Raw genomic sequence first — 19,184 nt, forward strand, 5'->3', positions numbered from 1 at the left:
TTGATCCGGCTTCGAGCAGGGATTTTGCCTGTCCCGCCGATTTCCACAGCCGCAAACCGTTGAAACTTGCGTAAATTTCAGCGAAATATTAATCTTTTTTTCAAGTTATGTACCAGCACCTATCCCGGCCATGGGGCCACACCAGGCTCGCCTCGTCTCAGCAGGAAATCTACATTAAGCGGAAAACTTTCAAAATAAATTTCGTTTTTTAGGCATTCCAATGGGGTTGCGGCCCTCGATCCGGCTTCGGACAGAGATTCGACCTGCCTCCGCTGCTTTCCATAGCCGCAAACCGTTGAAACTTGCGTAAATTCCAGCAAAATATCAAACTTTTTTCCCGGCCATATCCGAACTCTTTCCCAATATTTCCCTGGGCTGCATGCCTCAGCCCAGGCCCAAACACCTCCGCAAAAAAAACAGCAGCCTCACGGCTGCTGCACATTTCACATCTTATATTTTTTTCGCCACGACGAAAAAATTTCACGATATTCAACCTTGCGGCAACGCCGCACTCAATGGAGAATATCGTATTCTATTCCTTCCATGCTGCGGCTACTGCCTCTGCAATGGCATCAGCAACCCCTGGATGGAATGCACTTGGAATTATGTATTCTTCGCACAGCTCCTCTTCATTGATAATATCCGCCAATGCACGAGCCGCCGCGATCTTCATATCTTCCGTAATCCGCTTGGCCCTTGCAGCCAGAGCGCCTTTGAAGATTCCCGGAAAAGCCAGCACATTATTGATCTGATTGGGAAAATCAGAACGTCCGGTGCCCACTACCCGTGCGCCCGCTTTTTTCGCCAGGTCGGGCATGATCTCCGGCTCCGGATTGGACATGGGCAGCACAATGGCATCATCCGCCATCGAGGCCACCATCTCCTCCGTCACGATCCGGGGTGCGGAAACTCCGATAAACACATCGGCACCTTCAAGGGCATCGGCCAAAGTCCCGTTGACCAAATTATGGTTGGTAATGCGGGCAATTTCCTCTTTGGCCGGAGTCAAACGATCATCGTTTTTCGCCAAAGGTCCGATGCGGTCGCAAACAATCACATCCCCAGCGCCCACCGAAAGCAGCATCTTGGCAATCGCCGCTCCCGCCGCTCCCGCACCGCTGATGACAACCTTCAAATCCTCCATCTTTTTTCCGACAATCTTCAGCGAATTGAATATGGCAGCAGTTACCACAACCGCCGTACCATGCTGATCATCGTGGAAAACCGGAATATCCACCTGTTCCTGGAGTTTTCTTTCGATTTCAAAACAGCGGGGCGCTGCTATATCTTCCAGGTTAATACCCCCCAGCGTAGGCGCAATATTCTTAGCGATCATGACGATTTCTTCCACATCCTGTGTTTCCAGGCAGATAGGGATCGCATCGATCCCTGCGAATTCTTTAAACAACAGGGATTTTCCGTCCATGACCGGAATGGAAGCCAGGCCGCCGATATTACCCAGTCCCAGAACGGCCGAACCATCACTGATCACCGCTACGGTGTTGCTCTTATTGGTATACTTATATACATCTTCCGGATTTTCGTTAATCTTGCGGCACGGCTCAGCGACCCCCGGCGTATAGGCGGTGGATAAGTCGTCCTTATTTTTTACCGGTACTTTGCTGGCCACCTCCATCTTGCCTCTGTACTCTTCGTGCATTTTCAGGGATTCTTTATAGTAATCCATGTTTACTCCTTTATTTTTTCCAGGAACTTTTTAGTCCCACGATTTTGTTAAATACCTTTTCCGTCTCCGTCGTCAGCCCAGCGTCGGCAATATAGTACCCATGCCTGAAGAATTGAAACCGCTCTCCCGGCTGGGCTTGTCTCAACGCCGGTTCGGCATACCCCCAAGTCTCGGTCAGAGAATCGGGATTGAGCACAGTTTCGCCCTCTTCATTTTCCACCATCAGATAATCGTAATTGCGAATCTTTACCTTGACCGCAGTACGTGCGTCAACCCAATGGATCGTTCCTTTCACCTTGCGGCCTTCAAAACCGCTGCCGCTCTTGGTGGCCGGATCGTAGGTACAGTGCAGTTCCTTAATCGTCCCATCCTCGTTTTTGATCACATCGTTGCAAGTGATAAAATAGGCCCCTTTAAAGCGCACTTCATTGCCAGGGAACAGGCGGAAATATTTTTTCACCGGCTCTTCCATGAAATCGGATCCATCCACATACAGCTCCCTGCTGAATGGCACTTTGCGGCTGCTCATTTCCGGAACTTCCCGGTTGTTTTCAATCTCCATCTCCTCGGTCTGATCCTCAGGATAATTGGTAATCACAATCTTTATAGGATCCTCCACCACATTGCGGCTTTCCACCTTTGCCTTCAAATCCTCACGGACGCAGTGTTCCAGCAGCGCCACATCCACCGTGCTGTTGGCCTTAGAAACTCCAATCCGTTCACAGAAATCGCGGATCGCTTCCGGCGTATAGCCTCTTCTTCTAAGTCCTGCGATCGTCGGCATTCTGGGATCGTCCCAGCCGTCGACTACGCCATTGTCCACCAGCGCCTTTAAGTGACGTTTACTCATGACGGTATTGGTCAGATTTAAGCGAGCAAACTCAATCTGCTGGGGAGGAGTCTGCCATTCCAGCTCCTGGAGCACCCAGTCGTACAGTGGTCTATGGTCCTCAAACTCCAGCGTGCAGATGGAGTGGGTGATTCCCTCGATGGCATCCTCTATGGGATGAGCGTAGTCGTACATGGGATAGATGCAGTATTTGCCCCCTGTATTATGATGCTCTGTATGAGAAATCCGATAAATAACCGGATCCCGCATATTGATGTTGGGCGATGCCATATCGATTTTCGCCCGCAGAACCTTTTCTCCATCCGCGTATTTGCCTTCCTTCATCTCTTCAAAGAGCCTGAGATTTTCTTCTACGCTTCTATTTCTGTATGGACTCTCTTTGCCCGGCTCTTTCAGCGTTCCCCGATATTCTCGAATCTGATCCGCATTCAAATCACAGACAAATGCCTTCCCCTTTTTAATTAAACGGATGGCGAACTCGTACATTTTATCAAAGTAATCAGATGCCCAGAGGCGCTCGTCCCACTGAAAGCCAAGCCATTTAACATCTTCCTCAATGGCGTCCACATACTCCAGGTCTTCCTTAACCGGATTGGTATCATCATACCGCAAATTACATTTACCGTTATATTTCTCCGCGGTGGAAAAATTAAGACAAATGGATTTTGCGTGTCCAATATGAAGATACCCGTTGGGTTCCGGGGGGAAACGGGTATGTACCCGGTCTTCGTATTTCTGGTTTTCCAAATCCTTATCAATGATGTTATGGATAAAATTCGATGCGCTGTCCGGCGCCGCGGCCTGTTTTTTATCGATGTCTGCCATTCCTCGTTCCTCCTAAAAATATATCTTCTTATTATATCCCAATTTTGGTAGTAAATGCAATGAAAAAGGAGCCCCCTAAGCTCCTTTTTCTTTCATCCCATTACATTTTATTTATCTTTTTCCCAGACTGGTGCCGCCAGGAGCAGCGTATCCGCCTCCGGCGCCGCAAGTGCCGGCGTCTGCTGAGCTTCCAGCCGAATGTTCTGATTCGAATAAGCTGGATGCTGATGCAGCGCTTCACTTCCAAGCCCTGTAACACCCACTGCTAAAAGCATGGTGAAGGCTGTCGCCATTGCTACTGCTTTTTGTTTCATAGGTTTTCCCCTTTCCCTTTTGCAGCTTGTTTTCCCTTTTGTGGTTTCCATTATAGGCAACAAATGTGTCGGTTTCTTGACGAAAATCTTAAGAAATTCTGATGATCGTCAAAGGACCTTGCATTCACTTCCCTTCTTATTCTATAGTATGTCGTAGAAAATAGCAAGGAAAGGCGGACATGAATGTTACATAAAAAATTCGCAGCAAAACTTATAATTGTGCTATTCTTGTCGTTGATTGTCTACATAGCTGTATATAACAATTTCCAAGTATATGATACGACCATCGCTAAGGTCACCTCTGCGGTTCAGTCTGAGGAGAAGGATGGGTCAATCCGTCAGGCTATTACTGGAACTATAAAAAATGGAGAACACGAAGGACAAACGGTCACGTTGAAAAATACCTATGATCCGTCTCTTGCATATGATGAGCGATACAGTCGCGGCAGCCTCTTATTCCTTTCATTGAACGATAAAACCGGCTCTAGCCTGACTGGAACAGTAACAGGGGTAAAACGGGATCACTATGCGGTTCTGGTTCTCCTGGTCCTGACCGATCTTCTCCTTTTAGCTGGCGGAAAACAAGGATTTTACACAATCATCGGACTCGGCTTGAACATCGTTCTTTTTTACGGAATGCTCACCTTGTATGAGGCCGGAGTCAATGTCCTCTCCCTCACGATTGTACTGGTGATTCTGTTCTCAGCCATTGTATTAATCCTCATCAATGGTTTTAACAAGCGAACGTTCATATCATTGATTGCAACGCTGGCAGCGGTAGCGATCATCGGCCTGCTTTCTGCTGCGGTTATTCATTTTGGCCCTGAACTCAGTTATGAATTCATGGAATATTTGCCCGAACCCTATACCCGCAGCGAAGCTAATCTGCTATTTTTGTCAGAAATCCTCATTGGAGGGCTGGGTGTTATCATGGACATCGCAGTAACCATTACTTCCTGTTCTGCTGAGTTGATACGCAAAGACCCGCTTATTTCAAAGAAAGCATTGCTGCTTTCCTGCCGGCAGGTGGCTGACGATATAACAGGCACCATGATCAACGTGGTTTTTTTCACCAATATCGCTGCTTGCATCCCCGTTTTTCTCATTTCCATGAAAAATGACATCAGCTTTTTCACGGTAATGAAATACAACGCTTTTTTTGAGATCGCTCGTTTTCTCACGGGAAGTATGGGTATTATCCTCACCATTCCCCTGGCCATTTTTGCCGCATCTTGTTTCTTGAAAGGGGGCAAAAAATCATGCTGCTGATTTTTGCAATCTTGTTTATTCTGCTGGTTCTTTTCATCGGCGGTGATCGTTCCGCAAAGGCCTTGGTCACACTGGCAGGAAACGCCATTTTATTGACGGCGGCTCTGGTGCTCATCTATCTTGGCGTAAATCCTTTTATCTGTGCCTCCATTGCCTGTATCTTGATCACGCTGCTAACGCTCTTTTATCAGAATGAAATCAACGACAAGACCAAGGCAGCCTTTTGGTCTGTCCTCTTGATCATCGGTCTTTTGATTCCATTTCTGTGGTTTCTCGGTACACAAACGAACACGCAGGGATTCCCTGTCGGTCAGTATGAGATTCGCCCGTCCAACGGCTATAATGGCGCCATTGGCATCAATATGATCCTGCTGCAGATTTCGGCCTTGTTGATGGTTCTCATCGGAGCCGTCGTCGATACGGCTCTGGCCGTAACTTCAGCCCTTTATGAGGTACATCTGAATAACCCCCGGCTCTCCCGCAAAGAGCTGTTCATCTCGGGGATTTCCGTGGGCCGCGATATTCTCGGTTCTACAATTAATACGTTGTTCTTCATTTTTATTGCCGAGTATTTCACGCTCTTTCTTCAATTCATGGAATATTATTCTTTTGCCCAAATGGTCAACTCCAAAGAATTCGTGCAGGAAATTATTTCGATTGCAGTCAGCGGCACTGGATGCGTTCTGATTATTCCGGCAGCGGCAGCTTTGGGCGCAGGATTCTTCGGGCGAAAGCCAGGAGCTAAAGACAGGAAAGAGTTCTCCAAGGTGCGTTAGATGTTACTTTCCGAGATTCGCTTTGCTTCGCAATAATGTCTAAAAAAAGAGCGAACCTGGATGAATCTACATTTGTTTCCGGTTGCGGCCATAGAAAAAGTATTCAGCAGAAACAATACCAGGAACTGCAGGGATATCTTGAACGCTTAAAAACATATGCACATCATATAGAGGTCTGTGGGGATGAAAGAAACAGCTATTCCAAAACAGACCACGATACTACTTTTATGCAGTTAAAACGGGATCATATGGGAAATGACCAGCTGCTCCCGGCGTATAATCTCCAGACTGCTGTTTGTGATGTATATTGCCGTAGTTGATGTAAAACCATACGCATCAGACATGGAATGCTTCGTTCCGTTAATGGAAAAATATCATGGGAATCCATATCGGGCAGTCAACTTTAAAGAAGACGAACATCATAGGTTTATTAAGTGCACACTTTTTTACCCTCAAAATCAATAGATCCTTCAGAAAACAGTTGATAAAACAAAGAACCGTCAGTTCCGGCAGATGCCGGAACTGGCGGTCCTTAACTAGGGACTTATTTTACAGCCCCTTTTTTCATACGACTCACGGATGCAATTATCTTTCTACGATCATTGCAGTTCCCTGTCCGCCTCCAATACAAAGTGTTGCCAGACCCTTCTTCGCGTCTCTTCTTGCCATTTCGTGGATCAAGGTGATCAGAATTCTTGTTCCGGATGATCCGATCGGGTGACCCAGTGCGATGGCTCCGCCGTTTACATTGAGGATTTCTTTATTGAAGCCCAGATCTTTTCCTACTGCCACCGACTGTGCTGCGAACGCTTCGTTGGCTTCGATCAGGTCCAGATCTTCGATGGTCATGTCGGCCTTTTCCAGTGCTTTTCTTGTGGAAGGCACCGGGCCGATTCCCATGATCTGCGGATCTACCCCTGCGGATGCATAGGATTTGATCGTCACCATTGGCTTGATTCCCAGTTCATCGGCCTTTTCCTTGGACATTACAATGACTGCAGCTCCAGCATCATTGATTCCGGATGCGTTGGCTGCTGTTACGATTCCGTCTTTCTTGAAAGCCGGTCTCAGTTTGCCGATTCCTTCTGCTGTTACCCCATCTCTTGGGAATTCGTCTGTATCAAAGATCACTGGATCGCCTTTTCTCTGCGGAATTTCTACCGGAACGATTTCATCTTTGAATTTGCCCGCTTTGATCGCTGCTACTGCTTTCTGCTGCGATGCTGCTGCGAACTCATCCAGCTCTTCTCTGGTCAGACCCCACTGATCTGCAATGTTTTCTGCCGTGATTCCCATATGTACGCCGCTGAACGCGTCAGACAGTCCATCCTTGATCATCATATCGATCATCTTGGTGTCATTCATTCTTGCTCCCCATCTTGCAGCAGGTACAGCATAGGAGGACATGGACATATTCTCCGCTCCTCCGGCTACTACGATATCCGCATCTCCTGCTTTGATGATCTGTGCGGCCAGCCCTACGGCTCTCAGTCCGGATCCGCATACCTTATTTATGGTCATGGACGGTACTTCCTTCGGGATTCCCGCATCCATTGAAATCTGTCTTGCAACGTTCTGGCCCAGGCCTCCCTGCAGGACGCATCCCATGATTACTTCATCGATGTCTTCCGGTTTGATTCCTGCCCGATTGATGGCTTCTTTCACTGCGATCGCTCCCAGCTGTCTTGCCGGAATGTTCTTCAGTGATCCGCCAAAACTGCCGATTGGTGTTCTTGCTGCACTTACGATTACAACCTCTTTCATTTTTCATGTCCTCCTTAAAATCCTCGCACTTTTCAGTGCCAAAGTAACTCTCGTTAGATTTTTAACCAGACTAACGCTCGCTTTTTCTACAATATTACCATACTATTTGAGAATTGCAAGCGTTTTTGTTAAAAATCTGTTAATATTTTAACAACTTTATAGCAAGCTGTTAAAGTCATTTGAATTGGGCGATATATTTTTCTACTAGTTTAACCGGCTTATAGGAAAGCTTTGCTTTGCGCAAATTAGGGATCCCCATATCTTCCTCACGGTTTATATATTCGATGTGGGAAGGCACATTTTTACAAAATTCATTGTTAATTGCCTGATAAAGTCCCCGAAAATTAATATTGGCTTTCTCCACATGAACGGTCACAGTGTTTTTGTTCAGGTACCCGCCTACGCTGAGGGCCTCGATCTTATCGTCGATCAGGATGGCGCCTGCCAGATAGCCGACCCTTTCCAGATTGCGGAACACATCCGCCATGGCCTCTTCTTCCATTTTCAGCAGCTGCATCTCGAATTCCGGGATCTCCTTGCGGGCGTTGAATTCCTCGATAAAGCGCATGGCATCCTCCGCCATGGCCGACGTCAGCTGTACATATTCAAATTGGTAATTTTTATGGAAATAGTTAAGATGATTCTTTTTGCCGTGATAATCCCTGCCCTTCAGATCCACCAGGTCCTGGCGTCTGTAAACATAATCGTAGTTGGGCCGGTCAGCTGCAAATTTAAGCTCGCCAGGGCACGCCGCTTCGATGATATCGATCATATGATCTGGAAGCAGGCGAAGGGTCAACTCATAGCCCTTTTCCTCAAAGATCCGCTTTGCTTCATAGATGGCCCGGCGCAGGCCTTCCTCTTCATAAACGCCCGTCTTTGTCAGCGGCGGAAAGAGAAAAGGTTCGATGGTGCCGTCCTCCATCTCCAGATGGCTGATTCCCGACAAAAGCAGGTAGTCTCCTGCCATCTGCCAGCTGAATCCATTGATGTTTCTCCACATATACAGGGAGGAAAAGGACAGGCCAGAGGTCTGATAATCATAGCCGTTTAAATATTTTTCTAAGTGCGATCGGTCTTCGATCGTTATCTGATTTTCAAACATAAACATGGTTTATTTTACAAGGGCAGAGATGGCTTTGAATCCATCCGCCCCGGCTCCTCTCAGAAGTTCATAAAGAACCGATTCGCAGGTGGTGATCACGGCGCCCGCCCCAGCCATTCGCTGCTGGCTGCACAGGTTATCGCTTTCTTTTCTGGAAGCGATACAGTCCTGAATGACGTATACGTCGTATCCCCGTTCTATGAGGTCAAGTGCTGTTTGCTGCACGCAGATATGCGCTTCGATCCCAATCAGGATCACGGTTTTCTTTCCCGCCGCCTCCAGCGCCTGTACAAAATCTGGCTCTCCCAGGGCGCTGAAAGATGTTTTATCAATGGGAACAAAGGGTCCCAAAGCTTCCGCGATGGGCTGGATTGTAGCCCCAAGGCCTTTGGTGTACTGCTGGGTCACGAGCACCGGAATCTCCAGAGCCCGGATACCTTTGGCCATCTTTACTACCGCTTCTTCCAGTTCTTCCTGGTTTGCCATAGCCGGCATCAGCTTTTCCTGAAAGTCGATGGCAAGCAGCAGGGCGTCTTCTCGTTTTATCAAACTCATCCCTCTAGCCTCCATGTTTTTATTTCATCCACTAAGGTATAATTGGTCATATCGTATTGGAGCGGCGTGATGCTGGCGTAGCCGTCCTGCATGGAAATCACGTCAATGTCATCGGGCAGGCCCTCATAAATAACCGGGTTACCCTCATACCAGTATTGAGTCTTTCCGTTCCCGTTTTCCTTAGGCCGAAAGAACTCTTTATATTCTCTGGCTCCCAGCCTGGTATATTTCACGCCTTTGATCTCCTCTTTAGGCAGATCAGGCGTATTGATATTGAGCACGGTTCTGGCATCCATTTTTTGAAATCCGTTTTTGCAGGCATTTACTGCCAGTTCGCAGGCCAGTTCAAAATGGGTGGCCTCGTGGCTGTTCACAGAGACGGCTACCGAGGGAATCCCACAAAGAGACCCTTCGATGGCGGCCGAAACCGTTCCAGAATACAGGGTATCGGTTCCTAAATTTCCGCCTAAATTAATTCCTGAAAATACCATATCTACTTTTATCTTCTGTTGACTGAGAATCTTGGTTCCAATTTTTACACAATCAGCTGGTGTTCCGGTTATAGAAAAAGCTTTGGCAGCGCCATCAAAGGCGGTTTCCTCAACCTCGATGGGTTTTCCCACCGTTATTCCATGTCCGGCAGCACTTCTTTGGGTGTGCGGCGCACAGACATAAACTTCCGCTGTCTGGGATAAAGCCTTTACCAGACTGGAAATACCGGCCGCATCGATTCCATCATCATTGGTTACTAATATATTCATCTCACCATTCCCCCTTCTGCAAAGTTAACGGTATGCTTTGTTATTATACCACATTCTGCCGGATTTAAAAATTCTCTTTTTTTCGGCTCATAAAATACATAAAATTCAGACTTCACGGGTATTTGAATCTTTTCGTACTAAAGTTGTATAGGAGTTCAGCTCCTTTCATACTATTGATCTACAGACAGATCGGCGGCTTTCTGGTAGGCTGTAAACATCAAATAAAGGAGGACTCAAGCATGCTGGAAGTTGAATCAGTAAAAAGGTATATCGGCCCGGAACATGCGGCAGAAACAGATGCCCTGCTGGCCAATTGTGAACAATCAAAATTAAAGAGCCTTAAATTTAAGAATCCCACCATCGCACTTATTCTTTCCATTTTTTTAGGATTTCTTGGAATCGACAGGCTTTATCAAGGCGGGCCAAAGATGTTTTTATGCAAGTTGGCTATGATCGTCCTGACATTTGGAACCTGGTGGTTAGCAGATATCTATTTTAACAAGCACATTGTGCAGGAAGCGAATTATGAAAAGCTTCTTGCCGCCTCAGCATAGCTCTTCGTAAATTGTTCAAATACAGAAAAGTACGGGTAACCGGCAAAACGCCGCTTACCCGTACTTTTCGTATTACACGGTTAATTTGTTTCTCCATCCTTATTCCTCTGATCTCCATCCCGTATGATGCAGGTCACACCCATTCGATTTTTCACGTCCATCTTGCGAAAAATATTATAGACATGGGTTTTTACTGTGCTCTCGGAGATATAAAGCAGCTTGGCAATCTCACTGTTGCTCTTTCCCTCGTAGATCAGACGGCTGAGATCCTTTTCCCTTCCAGTCAAATCATAGGCCGCCGCCACCTCATCCATCCTCTTATCGAGGTCGAATTCAGCCTTAGCACTGTCATCTTTTGCGGTTTCATAAGCATCCTTAAAATCAGCCTTATAAATGAATACCACTGTGGCTATGTTGACTACGAACCAAAAGATAATCGTTAAATCCAGCGGCTCCCTGATGAATCTGCTATTTCCCCAATATACAGATGCTTCTCCCCAAAAATAAGATGCATAGTTCCATATCAGCATGGCTGTGACAATAACCATGTAGTAGATTGTACTCTTGGGCTGATGCAGCAAAATGCATTTACTGATGTATACCACACTGCCGATGAGCATAATCAGCAGTAGAATAATATCGGTCACTAGTAGGATCCATCTCAGTGCATAGAAATAGTTAATGGTGAATACAATGGTCGAACAAAACCATAGGATCGCATAGAAAAAAATGTAAATTTTTGCAGTCCTCTGCAATGCAGAAAATTCATCTGTAGCAGCAATCTTCTGTTCCAGGTGCAGCCAGAGATAAAATAAGATAGCAATAATACAACTGCCGATTCGGAGCGTCAGCATATCACGGATATCCCCGATTACATAATCGGTATAGTACAAAATCATATCGTACAGGCTCATAATCAGCATACCTGCTAGAAATAACTTCATTGCCAGGTTCAACTCACTAGCCCGCTTCTTTCCAGCAAGCAAGACCATGGTAATTCCAGCGATACCCAAAAAAATAGCCAGGAGATAGCAAAACAGCACGCCTTCTCTCTCAAACGTCATGACTACCGTCCTCCCTTTTGTAAATAATAATTTATTATACTATAGTTCCCCCAGCTTTAAAACTTTTTTCTACTTATATATATATGTTTTTGTTGTATTATTTCCTGATTCCGGTTGAGGACGCGAACAGCTAGGGATCACTTGGCACTGCCAGCCTTGTTTCTGGCGGCTGTTCACATTCATATAGCACTCTTCCAGTCCGCACTCAGCCTGCAGCTCACAACAACAATCTTTATTTTTCCATTCGTTTCACATTTCACCCCATTCCGTGAGCAGCTACCCCGCTGCGCTGCAGTTTTTTGATAGTGAGCCCTTCAAAAACAGAGACAAAGAGATACATGCCCCTGTGATTTAGTCGTACTGAGAATCTGGTTAGGGATCCGGTCGGGCGCACAACAAAAGAGCGTATGGCAACGGCTGTCGCACCCGCTCATACGCTCTTATACACTTTTTCCAGTTTTTATTATGTGCTCGCTTCTGCCATGGCTTCCCGCAGCATTCCAAGCGGCGCGTCAGTCTCCCAGCACTGCTCCAATAGAATCGTTGATCACCAGACTGGCTCTGCTGTCATACTGGGTTTCTGATTTATTGATGAGAATCAGGTTCTTGCCGCCGAAATAATTGATCAGGCCCGCGGCAGGGTATACCACCAGGGATGTACCGCCCACGATGAGCGTATCCGCCCTGCGGATGGCTGCAACAGCCCCCGATATAACCTGCTCGTCCAGCGCTTCCTCATATAGAACCACATCTGGCTTTACAACACCGCCGCATTTTTCACATTTTGGTATAAGCCCGTCACAATGCGCTTCATCCATAATATAATCCAGATCATAAAAAGCTCCGCAATCCACACAATAGTTGCGCAGGACCGATCCGTGAAGCTCATAGACCTGTTTGCTGCCCGCCATCTGATGAAGTCCGTCGATATTCTGTGTCACAACGGCGTTCAGCTTCCCTTCTTCTTCCAACCTGGAAAGAGCAATGTGCGCTTTATTGGGCTTGGCATCGCGATAAATCAGATTATTTTTGTAATAATCGAAAAAAGTTTCCATGCTATTCCGAAAAAATGTATGGGAAAGCATGGTTTCAGGCGACTGTCCATATTGAGAAACGGCGCTGTAGAGGCCGCTCTCCGATCGAAAATCAGGGATATTGCTTTCCGTAGATACTCCCGCCCCGCCGAAGAAAACGATATGTTGACTCCTTTCAACGATATCCTTAACTCTCGCATCCATAATTACTCCTCCTCCAACAACTCTTCATCATCATACGCGGCTTCATCGTCCAGTTCCTCAACCTCTTTGTAATCCTTGGGAATTTGAAAGAGATCCTTGGGCGCCTTGGACTCCAATTTCGTTATCCGTTCTATTCTCTGATAGATCGGCTGATTTTCCTTTCCATCCTTACCCTGCATCTCCTGGCGGTAGATCAGCGCCTTCAGTTCACCCTGATCGTCCACAAGAAACCTCTTTATATAGAGATAGGTGTCCATAACTTCCTCATCAAGGTCTGACGGCAATTCATAACTTGACTGGTATTCATCATACTGATAGGTTGTTCCGTCCATCTCCAGTTTATCGGTTTTGACATAGATCATTTTCATGTCCTCTTCCGGCTCGGCTTCCGTTTTGGTGTATTTCTTCTCAGAATCCCGAACCTCGAAAGAATCTTTTCCGGTTTCGATCTGGCGGCTCACAAATTCCGTTTCGCCTTCCAGGAGGACAAACTTATCCTTGCCGTCCCGGGCTTCGGCCATGATGCCCTTGGTCGGTTCTGGAACTTCCTCGTCCGGTGATGCCTCTTCGTCCAGGAATTGATCCTCCATGTTGGCTTCAAAGTAATATTGGGGGTTATCGCCGTCCATCATCTCATAGTACTTGTACGCCACTTGGCCGTCTTTATTCCCTTCGGCTTTGTTCACATCCTCTTTGCTGCCGCAGGCCGTCATCGCCACAATCACGACCAGGGCCAATACCACTGAAACTACTTTTTTCATACCTGCTCCTTTTTCCTCCATCTTGTCCAATCGCCCCGCGGCGATCTTTTATGCAATTATACCACAAGCGTCAGCAAAATCGTACGGATTCCTATTATTTTTGCACAAATTCCACTGGTGGTTTTAAACAGACCATGCGATAATAGAAGAAAAGGGAAAGGAGTTTTTTAGCCATGTGGAATATGATCTACGTGTCGCTGGAGTGCATCGTAAATCTTGCTTTTTCAGCAGCACTGCTGCTGATCCTCTTTACGTTCAAGCGGAAGCGGCGCAATGCTCTGATCGTGTTTGGCCTGTTTTCTGCCCTGACCAATGTGACCTCAGTCATAGCTTCTTTTCATGAAAGCGATCCGGATTTTGTCATGCATCATCCTATGTATATCATATTGGACATTCTCTTTTATTATGGCTTTCCGATTTTCTTTTTTCATCGATATGTCAAGGGATCCGCTGCTCGAAACTGCGGATTGTTTCTTATTTTTTCCGTGGCAGCACTGCCGTTTATGACTCTTTTCCACCTGCTGCGGAAATATTATATGCTGGGACCTTCCATCATGGATGCCCAGTCTCCCAAAGACGCGGCTCCCCTGCTGATTACCGCGGCTGCTTCAGGCATCGCGCTTTTCCTGGCAAGTCTGGCGAGGCGCAGACTATGGACGAAGCTGGAACAGATTCCCTCGGTGATTTATGGCGGTATTTATCTGGCTGACTCGGTAATCGCCCTCGTTTCTGGCCTTTCTAAAGAACTCAATTCATATATGATCGGCGGTGCGGCGGCAAACGTGAACCTGGCGGTTTTTTTCTGTATTGGTCTGTGCATATGGCTTTTGACGGCGATTCTAGTCTTTTTTCTGTATGACCGGATCCATATCCGCAAAAACAGGCGTATGTTGCAAGTGGAAATGGATTTGCAGCATGCGTATTATAAATCGATTGTTACCCTCCAATTCCAGATGCGGGGCCTGCGCCACGACCTGATTAATCATTTGAATGTTCTCGAACACTTAGATCTTATAAAGAGTCCTTATGCTGATCATTACTGCCAATCCTTTCTGTCCCATTGTGATCAAATTGAACGGAAAGCGGAGGAAGCTTTTCGCTGGAAAGAACTTCAAATCCAAGGGCTGAGTGACCGGGAATGCTACATCCTCTATTATTATCTGAAGGCCTTTACTGATCGCTACGGCTGCACATGGGAAGCGTGTGAGATCAGCCTAAGCGAGGATCCCTCCTGTCCGCTCATTTTCAAAGCTCCATGGCACCAGCCCCCGCGGTTCTGGCAATTAAAGCTTCGCCGAGATCCTCTTTATCAGCTGATTCAATCCATGCTTCTGCGAAAAAATGGCAAGGCATGCTGGAAGAAAGGGGAGCATAAATGGCTATTTATACTGACGCTGTCCTCCTAATGATGATCTTGCTGGCTGTGCTGACGATTGTCTTTGTGCTTGTTTACCGTTCTCATAAAAAAATCGTTGAAGAGAATCAGACGATGCTAAAACAATGGACTGCGCAGGACCAGTATATGGAAGGCCTGCGCTCATTTTCTGAAGAAGTCCGCGAAATGTCCAGTGAGGTCCGTAAAGCGGCACAAGTATTCGAAAGCGATGCGGTCCGTGATCTCTCCCAGCAACTCCACATGGAGCAAGCTTGCCTGGACAGCTGCAATGCGCTGCTTTCTATGGTCCAGTCGGGAAATCCGGTAGCAGATGCGCTGTTGTTCAGCAAGACAGCGGTATGCCAAAATCTGAATATCAGGTTTGAGGTTTCCCGCTTTCAGATCCCAGAGAATAAAATGACGGAGATCGAATTAACATCATTGATCGGCAATCTATTGGATAACGCCATCGAGGCCGCTCATGCTGCGTCAGACCCTCATCCCTTTGTAACGCTGCACTGTGATTTTCGAAGCGGAATTTTATTAATACGTGTCAAAAATACAAAAGTATCTACGGCCCGCCCTATTGAAACGAATATGCAAACGACCAAACTGAATAAAGATTACCATGGCTTAGGACTTCATATCCTAAGCAGTATTGTAAAAAAATATGACGGTACTATGAAAATGACAGATCAGGGTGATACGTTCCAAACCTCTGTGTCGCTGGTGCTGGGATAACTGTCGAAAGAGCGGACTGCCTCATCATAAAGATAAAGACCGCCCGCTCGTTTCTATTCCATGACTTCCCATTCTAACTGCCAATTTTCCAATTCATCGGCGCTATTCTTGGAGAAACAGCACATAACATCCTGATCCGCTGTAAAAATACGACAGCTCCACCCGCCGTCCGACATAAGCTCTGGCTCGCTGCCGTCGACTTTTACCCGACAAACACGTTCTTGGGGCTCTTCTGTATCTTTCGTATTTCCCAAATCTACGTAGTAAACCCAACCATCGCAAACATTGAGGGCAATCTCCCAATAAGAACTGCTGGCCGCTGCCTGGACGATGTCCTCCCGCTTGCCGTCAGCAGACAGCTTCTGCCTGCATAACTTCCAGGAACCATCCTCAGCCGCTCTGCCATAATAAAGCCAACCATCCTTCACAACGGGAACAGAACAGGACCGAAACTCGGATATCAGCCTTTCCTCTTCGGTTCCATCGGTTTTCACTCGATAAAGTGTATTCTGTTCCCCTTGATAGGTCGTATAATAAATCCAATCCTTCTCAATACCTAAAAAACGGATCTGATCCTCCAGCACTTGTTTAACGCCGCTCCCATCCATATTCATGGAAAACAGTTTTCCTTCATAGCCTTCGGAATTTTGATCAACTATTTGATAATATAGTTTGTCTCCTGCCGCCGTCAGCATGGTACATGGCTCCTCAGAAAGCATCTCGCTCTCGCTGCCGTTCATTCTCACCCGGTAGATCACATTGTAATGCTCTGTTCCCTTTGCTGCTGTGTAATAAATCCACTCTCCCGCTGCGTTCAGGTTGCCGGGAACCGTGGCCCTGCACAGTTGCGTCCCTTCCTCAGACATATCGGCAGTTTTATAAATGCCTTGCCCGTTGGAATAGTAAATCCAAGATCCGCTCTTAACCAATTCTCCGCCGTTGGCTAAGTTAGCAAAAGAATTTCCCGTCTCGCCTTTTGCCAGGGCGGCCGCCGCCGGTTTGCCATCCTCCGGTTTGGCCGTTTTCCTGTCAATCCAATTGGGTTTTACATATGCAAAAACGACGCAGGCGCAGACAGCCAAAACAAGGAGGCACGCCAGCAGAATTTTCCTCCTTTTTTTTGCCTTTTCCCTGCGAATGCTTTCTCTTCTGGCCTGTTCCGTTTCCCGTTTTTCCGACGGTTCAACGGCCGGAGCGCCGCAGCTCTTGCAGAACTTAGCGCCCTCGCTTATTTTATTTCCGCAATTCTTGCAATACATGGTACCACTCCTGTTATCGTCCTCCCCTATGCGAGCAGGCGCAATACAACAAAGACAATGATGCTAAAGCAGGCAAATGCCAGCGGTACTGCATATATGGAAAGATCGTCTTCCATCTGCATTGCCTGGGCTGCAGCTTTTGTCATAACCGCTATTGTCGCCGCTAAGGTAATCAGCGCCGCACAAAGGGCTGCGACAGGTACCAAAGCGGTCAATATGGTCGTAACGATCAGCAGAACCGCCGCCAAAAGACTGGCAGTCCCGCAGGCCCCGGTCAATTCCCGAATAGTTCCCTTGCCTTTAAACAGCTTACCCGCGCCGAACAAAAGTCCAATCCACAGCGCATCCAAAACAACGCTAAGAAGGAACGCCTTGGCGCCAAATCCAAAGGGGTCTCCCTGGATCAGCCAGGAGCCGAAAACGCCCAGCGATGCAGACAGCTTGCCCATAAAGACTGCCGACAGAACGGCTACTATCACATCTTTGATTAAAAGGAACACAATCCCCGGCAAAAATCCATTTTCCGAGGCAGCTTTTTCAATGGCAGCGGCAGGACGTACAAAGAATCCCTTCGCCAGTTCTATCAGCAGTCCCTGATCCGGCCTTCTCTTATGTAATTCCACCGGCGCAACTTCTCCTGTGGGTGTTCCGCAAATATCGCAAAAAGCTGCGCCCTTGGGCAGTCTTTTGCCGCAGGCCATACAAAACAGCGGCCTGTCCCCTTCCTCGTCTTCAGGAGGCAGGTTGCTTGCCTCTGGTTCATCTCCTGCAAGTTCTTCCGGCTGCGAATCGCCTTCTGGAGCTTCCGCCTCGATCGGCACTGCTTCCGGATCCTCCTCTTTTTTCCAGATAAAGCGTTCTTGCTGGCTTTCTTCAGGCTCCTCAATCGGCAGCGTTTCTTCTGGTTCCGAAGCTTTCGGTTCAGTAGGAGTAAGTTCGAGCTCTTGCTCCTCCTCAGGCTCGGCGCTTGCTCGTATCGCATCTTCCTTTTCTGGCTCCGCTTTCTGTGTTTGGATTGGGGCAGAAAAGAAGGGTTGAGTTCCGGTTTCCTCCGCTGTCTCTTCCATTTCTTCCACAGTTTCCTCCTGGATCTCCTGGGCCGCTTTTTCCTGCTCCATTTCACTGAAAAAGCTTTCCTTTGTAAAGATCTGTGTCGTCTCCATTTCCTCTTTCAGCGGCAATCCCATATCCACCTCCATCAGCTGGTCCAAATCTGTGATTCCCTTTTCTTCCTGCTCGACCGGATCTGTTTCCGGCTCAGAAGCTTTGGGCTCTATAGACGGCTCTGCCTCCGATTTCACCAGCACACCGCAATTCTCACAGAATTTTGAGTCATCATCGATTCTCGCACCACAATTTTCACAATACATAAATCCCCCTCCTTACAAAAAAGGCCGGGAAGATATTTCCCCCCAGCCCTGCATAACTTTCACACCTCTGTCCGCACCTGGAACAGTTCTTGCGATTACATTATCAGTTTTATCCGCCGTTGTCAAGGCTTTGGCCGCATGGTCAAAAATTCCGCTCCAAGTAATCGAGAAAGATATCCCGAACATCCGAGTAATAGCTTTTACTGATTGGAGCCACCTTTTCAGTGTCAAAGTAGAATTTTCGATTTCCCATTTTCTTTACCTTGCTGATATTGACGATATAACTGTTATGACACCGGATAAATCGATCATCCAGCTGCGGTTCTATATCGTCAAATTTTCCGTAAAACGTAATTACGTCCTTTGTTGTATGAACATGGATTTTACGCTTCTCTTTTTCAAAGAATAGAATTTCATTGAAGCTGAGCTTTTGAGCGCCTTTTTTATTGACTACAACAAATCCATCCCCTTTTACGCCTTCCAGCTTGTCCGCAGCCCGCTTCAGCGCCTTGCGCAGCTGTTCGGCTTCCAAAGGCTTCTTCAAAAAGAAAATATGATCCACTTCATATACATCCAAGTAATATTTATCATGTGCAGAGACAAAAATAATCTGCGAGTTAGGCTGAATGTTCAAAATCCGTTTAGCGCTGTCTACTCCATTGTTCTCCCCCAGCTCCACATCAAGAAATACGATATACGCCTCGTTAGGGTGCTCGGCAGCATAGAATTCAATCTGTTCCTTTTCAACAAACGTCCTGATTTCCCTTATCCGATCCCCTGCGGCTTTTATGACGCTCTTTTTGAGTAATTCCAGAAAGACAGCGTCGTCATCACAAATCAGTATTTTCCACATAGTGTCTTCCTCATTTTATAAAATTCCACATACAGTCACATTTGCGTCTTTCCTGTATATTAT

At 46.9% G+C, this 19,184-nt stretch carries 18 protein-coding genes; 5 read left to right on the forward strand and 13 right to left on the reverse strand.

Annotated elements, in window-relative coordinates; translation table 11 throughout:
- Window positions 1-532 precede the first annotated feature (532 nt).
- The 3 genes from NIA71_RS11655 to NIA71_RS11665 all read right to left on the reverse strand — a co-directional run bounded on the left by NIA71_RS11655 (window position 533) and on the right by NIA71_RS11665 (window position 3,676).
- Window positions 533-1,687 carry an NAD(P)-dependent malic enzyme gene (locus tag NIA71_RS11655; RefSeq protein WP_148396021.1) on the reverse strand — a complete coding sequence of 385 codons (1,155 nt, stop codon included), beginning with the start codon at window positions 1,685-1,687 and terminating at the stop codon, window positions 533-535.
- Between the two features lie 10 nt (window positions 1,688-1,697).
- Window positions 1,698-3,362, reverse strand: a complete 1,665-nt coding sequence (locus tag NIA71_RS11660) for a glutamine--tRNA ligase/YqeY domain fusion protein (protein WP_253020477.1) — start codon at window positions 3,360-3,362, stop codon at window positions 1,698-1,700.
- A gap of 107 nt (window positions 3,363-3,469) precedes the next feature.
- Complete coding sequence (locus NIA71_RS11665; protein WP_148396019.1) at window positions 3,470-3,676, reverse strand: hypothetical protein; 207 nt, start codon at window positions 3,674-3,676, stop codon at window positions 3,470-3,472.
- Window positions 3,677-3,859: 183 nt separating this feature from the next.
- Here NIA71_RS11665 and NIA71_RS11670 point away from each other — a divergent pair, with 183 nt between their 5' ends.
- Together NIA71_RS11670 and NIA71_RS11675 are read left to right on the forward strand one after the other, a co-directional pair.
- Window positions 3,860-4,945 (forward strand): YibE/F family protein, encoded by a 1,086-nt coding sequence (locus NIA71_RS11670; RefSeq protein WP_148396018.1) that lies wholly within the window; start codon window positions 3,860-3,862, stop codon window positions 4,943-4,945.
- Window positions 4,936-5,721, forward strand: coding sequence for a YibE/F family protein (locus NIA71_RS11675; protein WP_148396017.1), 786 nt, complete (start codon window positions 4,936-4,938; stop codon window positions 5,719-5,721). Before NIA71_RS11670 ends, NIA71_RS11675 begins: the two co-directional genes overlap by 10 nt.
- A 585-nt stretch (window positions 5,722-6,306) precedes the next feature.
- Here the strand turns inward: NIA71_RS11675 and NIA71_RS11680 are convergent.
- From NIA71_RS11680 to surE, 4 genes are all read right to left on the reverse strand, one after another.
- On the reverse strand, window positions 6,307-7,485 hold the full coding sequence (locus tag NIA71_RS11680; RefSeq protein WP_148396015.1) for an acetyl-CoA C-acetyltransferase: 1,179 nt from the start codon (window positions 7,483-7,485) through the stop codon (window positions 6,307-6,309).
- Window positions 7,486-7,660: 175 nt separating this feature from the next.
- Window positions 7,661-8,596, reverse strand: a complete 936-nt coding sequence (locus NIA71_RS11685; RefSeq protein WP_148396014.1) for a DUF2156 domain-containing protein — start codon at window positions 8,594-8,596, stop codon at window positions 7,661-7,663.
- Between the two features lie 3 nt (window positions 8,597-8,599).
- Entirely contained in the window at window positions 8,600-9,145 is a 546-nt protein-coding gene (locus NIA71_RS11690; protein ID WP_253020478.1) for a hydrolase, read from the reverse strand.
- A complete protein-coding gene (surE, locus tag NIA71_RS11695; protein ID WP_148396012.1) occupies window positions 9,142-9,906 on the reverse strand; it encodes a 5'/3'-nucleotidase SurE in 765 nt (254 codons plus the stop codon). Before surE ends, NIA71_RS11690 begins: the two co-directional genes overlap by 4 nt.
- Before the next feature lie 239 nt (window positions 9,907-10,145).
- Here surE and NIA71_RS11700 point away from each other — a divergent pair, with 239 nt between their 5' ends.
- Window positions 10,146-10,460, forward strand: coding sequence for a TM2 domain-containing protein (locus NIA71_RS11700; protein WP_148396011.1), 315 nt, complete (start codon window positions 10,146-10,148; stop codon window positions 10,458-10,460).
- A gap of 80 nt (window positions 10,461-10,540) precedes the next feature.
- On the opposite strand, the gene NIA71_RS11705 is transcribed toward NIA71_RS11700, so the two are convergent.
- From NIA71_RS11705 to NIA71_RS11715, 3 genes are all read right to left on the reverse strand, one after another.
- Window positions 10,541-11,524, reverse strand: coding sequence for a helix-turn-helix domain-containing protein (locus NIA71_RS11705; protein ID WP_253020479.1), 984 nt, complete (start codon window positions 11,522-11,524; stop codon window positions 10,541-10,543).
- 512 nt (window positions 11,525-12,036) lie between these two features.
- Entirely contained in the window at window positions 12,037-12,762 is a 726-nt protein-coding gene (locus NIA71_RS11710) for an NAD-dependent protein deacylase (protein WP_148396010.1), read from the reverse strand.
- A 2-nt stretch (window positions 12,763-12,764) separates the two neighbouring features.
- The gene (locus NIA71_RS11715; protein WP_253020480.1) at window positions 12,765-13,523 is read right to left on the reverse strand and encodes a hypothetical protein; all 759 of its coding nucleotides are present in this window, start codon (window positions 13,521-13,523) and stop codon (window positions 12,765-12,767) included.
- Between the two features lie 173 nt (window positions 13,524-13,696).
- Here NIA71_RS11715 and NIA71_RS11720 point away from each other — a divergent pair, with 173 nt between their 5' ends.
- Both NIA71_RS11720 and NIA71_RS11725 read left to right on the forward strand, forming a co-directional pair.
- Complete coding sequence (locus NIA71_RS11720; protein WP_253020481.1) at window positions 13,697-14,929, forward strand: hypothetical protein; 1,233 nt, start codon at window positions 13,697-13,699, stop codon at window positions 14,927-14,929.
- On the forward strand, window positions 14,899-15,639 hold the full coding sequence (locus NIA71_RS11725; RefSeq protein WP_148396007.1) for an ATP-binding protein: 741 nt from the start codon (window positions 14,899-14,901) through the stop codon (window positions 15,637-15,639). The genes NIA71_RS11720 and NIA71_RS11725 overlap by 31 nt, the downstream gene beginning before the upstream one ends.
- 53 nt (window positions 15,640-15,692) lie before the next feature.
- On the opposite strand, the gene NIA71_RS11730 is transcribed toward NIA71_RS11725, so the two are convergent.
- From NIA71_RS11730 to NIA71_RS11740, 3 genes are all read right to left on the reverse strand, one after another.
- Window positions 15,693-16,898, reverse strand: coding sequence for a zinc ribbon domain-containing protein (locus NIA71_RS11730; protein WP_253020482.1), 1,206 nt, complete (start codon window positions 16,896-16,898; stop codon window positions 15,693-15,695).
- A 26-nt stretch (window positions 16,899-16,924) separates the two neighbouring features.
- Window positions 16,925-18,268 (reverse strand): zinc-ribbon domain-containing protein, encoded by a 1,344-nt coding sequence (locus tag NIA71_RS11735; RefSeq protein ID WP_253020483.1) that lies wholly within the window; start codon window positions 18,266-18,268, stop codon window positions 16,925-16,927.
- Between the two features lie 142 nt (window positions 18,269-18,410).
- Complete coding sequence (locus tag NIA71_RS11740; protein ID WP_253020484.1) at window positions 18,411-19,121, reverse strand: LytR/AlgR family response regulator transcription factor; 711 nt, start codon at window positions 19,119-19,121, stop codon at window positions 18,411-18,413.
- Between the last annotated feature and the right edge of the window lie 63 nt (window positions 19,122-19,184).

Source organism: Ihubacter massiliensis, assembly GCF_024125305.1.
Taxonomy (GTDB): Bacteria; Bacillota; Clostridia; order Peptostreptococcales; family Anaerovoracaceae; genus Hominibacterium; species Hominibacterium faecale.

What these genes read in the sequence shown, in the direction of transcription:
- NIA71_RS11655 (WP_148396021.1), bottom strand. Translation starts at nt 1,687, where the DNA reads ATGGATTACTATAAAGAATCCCTGAAAATGCACGAAGAGTACAGAGGC.
- NIA71_RS11730 (WP_253020482.1), bottom strand. Translation starts at nt 16,898, where the DNA reads ATGTATTGCAAGAATTGCGGAAATAAAATAAGCGAGGGCGCTAAGTTC.
- NIA71_RS11665 (WP_148396019.1), bottom strand. Translation starts at nt 3,676, where the DNA reads ATGAAACAAAAAGCAGTAGCAATGGCGACAGCCTTCACCATGCTTTTA.
- NIA71_RS11735 (WP_253020483.1), bottom strand. Translation starts at nt 18,268, where the DNA reads ATGTATTGTGAAAATTGTGGTGCGAGAATCGATGATGACTCAAAATTC.
- NIA71_RS11685 (WP_148396014.1), bottom strand. Translation starts at nt 8,596, where the DNA reads ATGTTTATGTTTGAAAATCAGATAACGATCGAAGACCGATCGCACTTA.
- NIA71_RS11660 (WP_253020477.1), bottom strand. Translation starts at nt 3,362, where the DNA reads ATGGCAGACATCGATAAAAAACAGGCCGCGGCGCCGGACAGCGCATCG.
- NIA71_RS11700 (WP_148396011.1), top strand. Translation starts at nt 10,146, where the DNA reads ATGCTGGAAGTTGAATCAGTAAAAAGGTATATCGGCCCGGAACATGCG.
- NIA71_RS11715 (WP_253020480.1), bottom strand. Translation starts at nt 13,523, where the DNA reads ATGAAAAAAGTAGTTTCAGTGGTATTGGCCCTGGTCGTGATTGTGGCG.
- NIA71_RS11725 (WP_148396007.1), top strand. Translation starts at nt 14,899, where the DNA reads ATGGCTATTTATACTGACGCTGTCCTCCTAATGATGATCTTGCTGGCT.
- NIA71_RS11720 (WP_253020481.1), top strand. Translation starts at nt 13,697, where the DNA reads ATGTGGAATATGATCTACGTGTCGCTGGAGTGCATCGTAAATCTTGCT.
- NIA71_RS11710 (WP_148396010.1), bottom strand. Translation starts at nt 12,762, where the DNA reads ATGGATGCGAGAGTTAAGGATATCGTTGAAAGGAGTCAACATATCGTT.
- NIA71_RS11680 (WP_148396015.1), bottom strand. Translation starts at nt 7,485, where the DNA reads ATGAAAGAGGTTGTAATCGTAAGTGCAGCAAGAACACCAATCGGCAGT.
- surE (WP_148396012.1), bottom strand. Translation starts at nt 9,906, where the DNA reads ATGAATATATTAGTAACCAATGATGATGGAATCGATGCGGCCGGTATT.
- NIA71_RS11675 (WP_148396017.1), top strand. Translation starts at nt 4,936, where the DNA reads ATGCTGCTGATTTTTGCAATCTTGTTTATTCTGCTGGTTCTTTTCATC.
- NIA71_RS11740 (WP_253020484.1), bottom strand. Translation starts at nt 19,121, where the DNA reads ATGTGGAAAATACTGATTTGTGATGACGACGCTGTCTTTCTGGAATTA.
- NIA71_RS11670 (WP_148396018.1), top strand. Translation starts at nt 3,860, where the DNA reads ATGTTACATAAAAAATTCGCAGCAAAACTTATAATTGTGCTATTCTTG.
- NIA71_RS11690 (WP_253020478.1), bottom strand. Translation starts at nt 9,145, where the DNA reads ATGAGTTTGATAAAACGAGAAGACGCCCTGCTGCTTGCCATCGACTTT.
- NIA71_RS11705 (WP_253020479.1), bottom strand. Translation starts at nt 11,524, where the DNA reads ATGACGTTTGAGAGAGAAGGCGTGCTGTTTTGCTATCTCCTGGCTATT.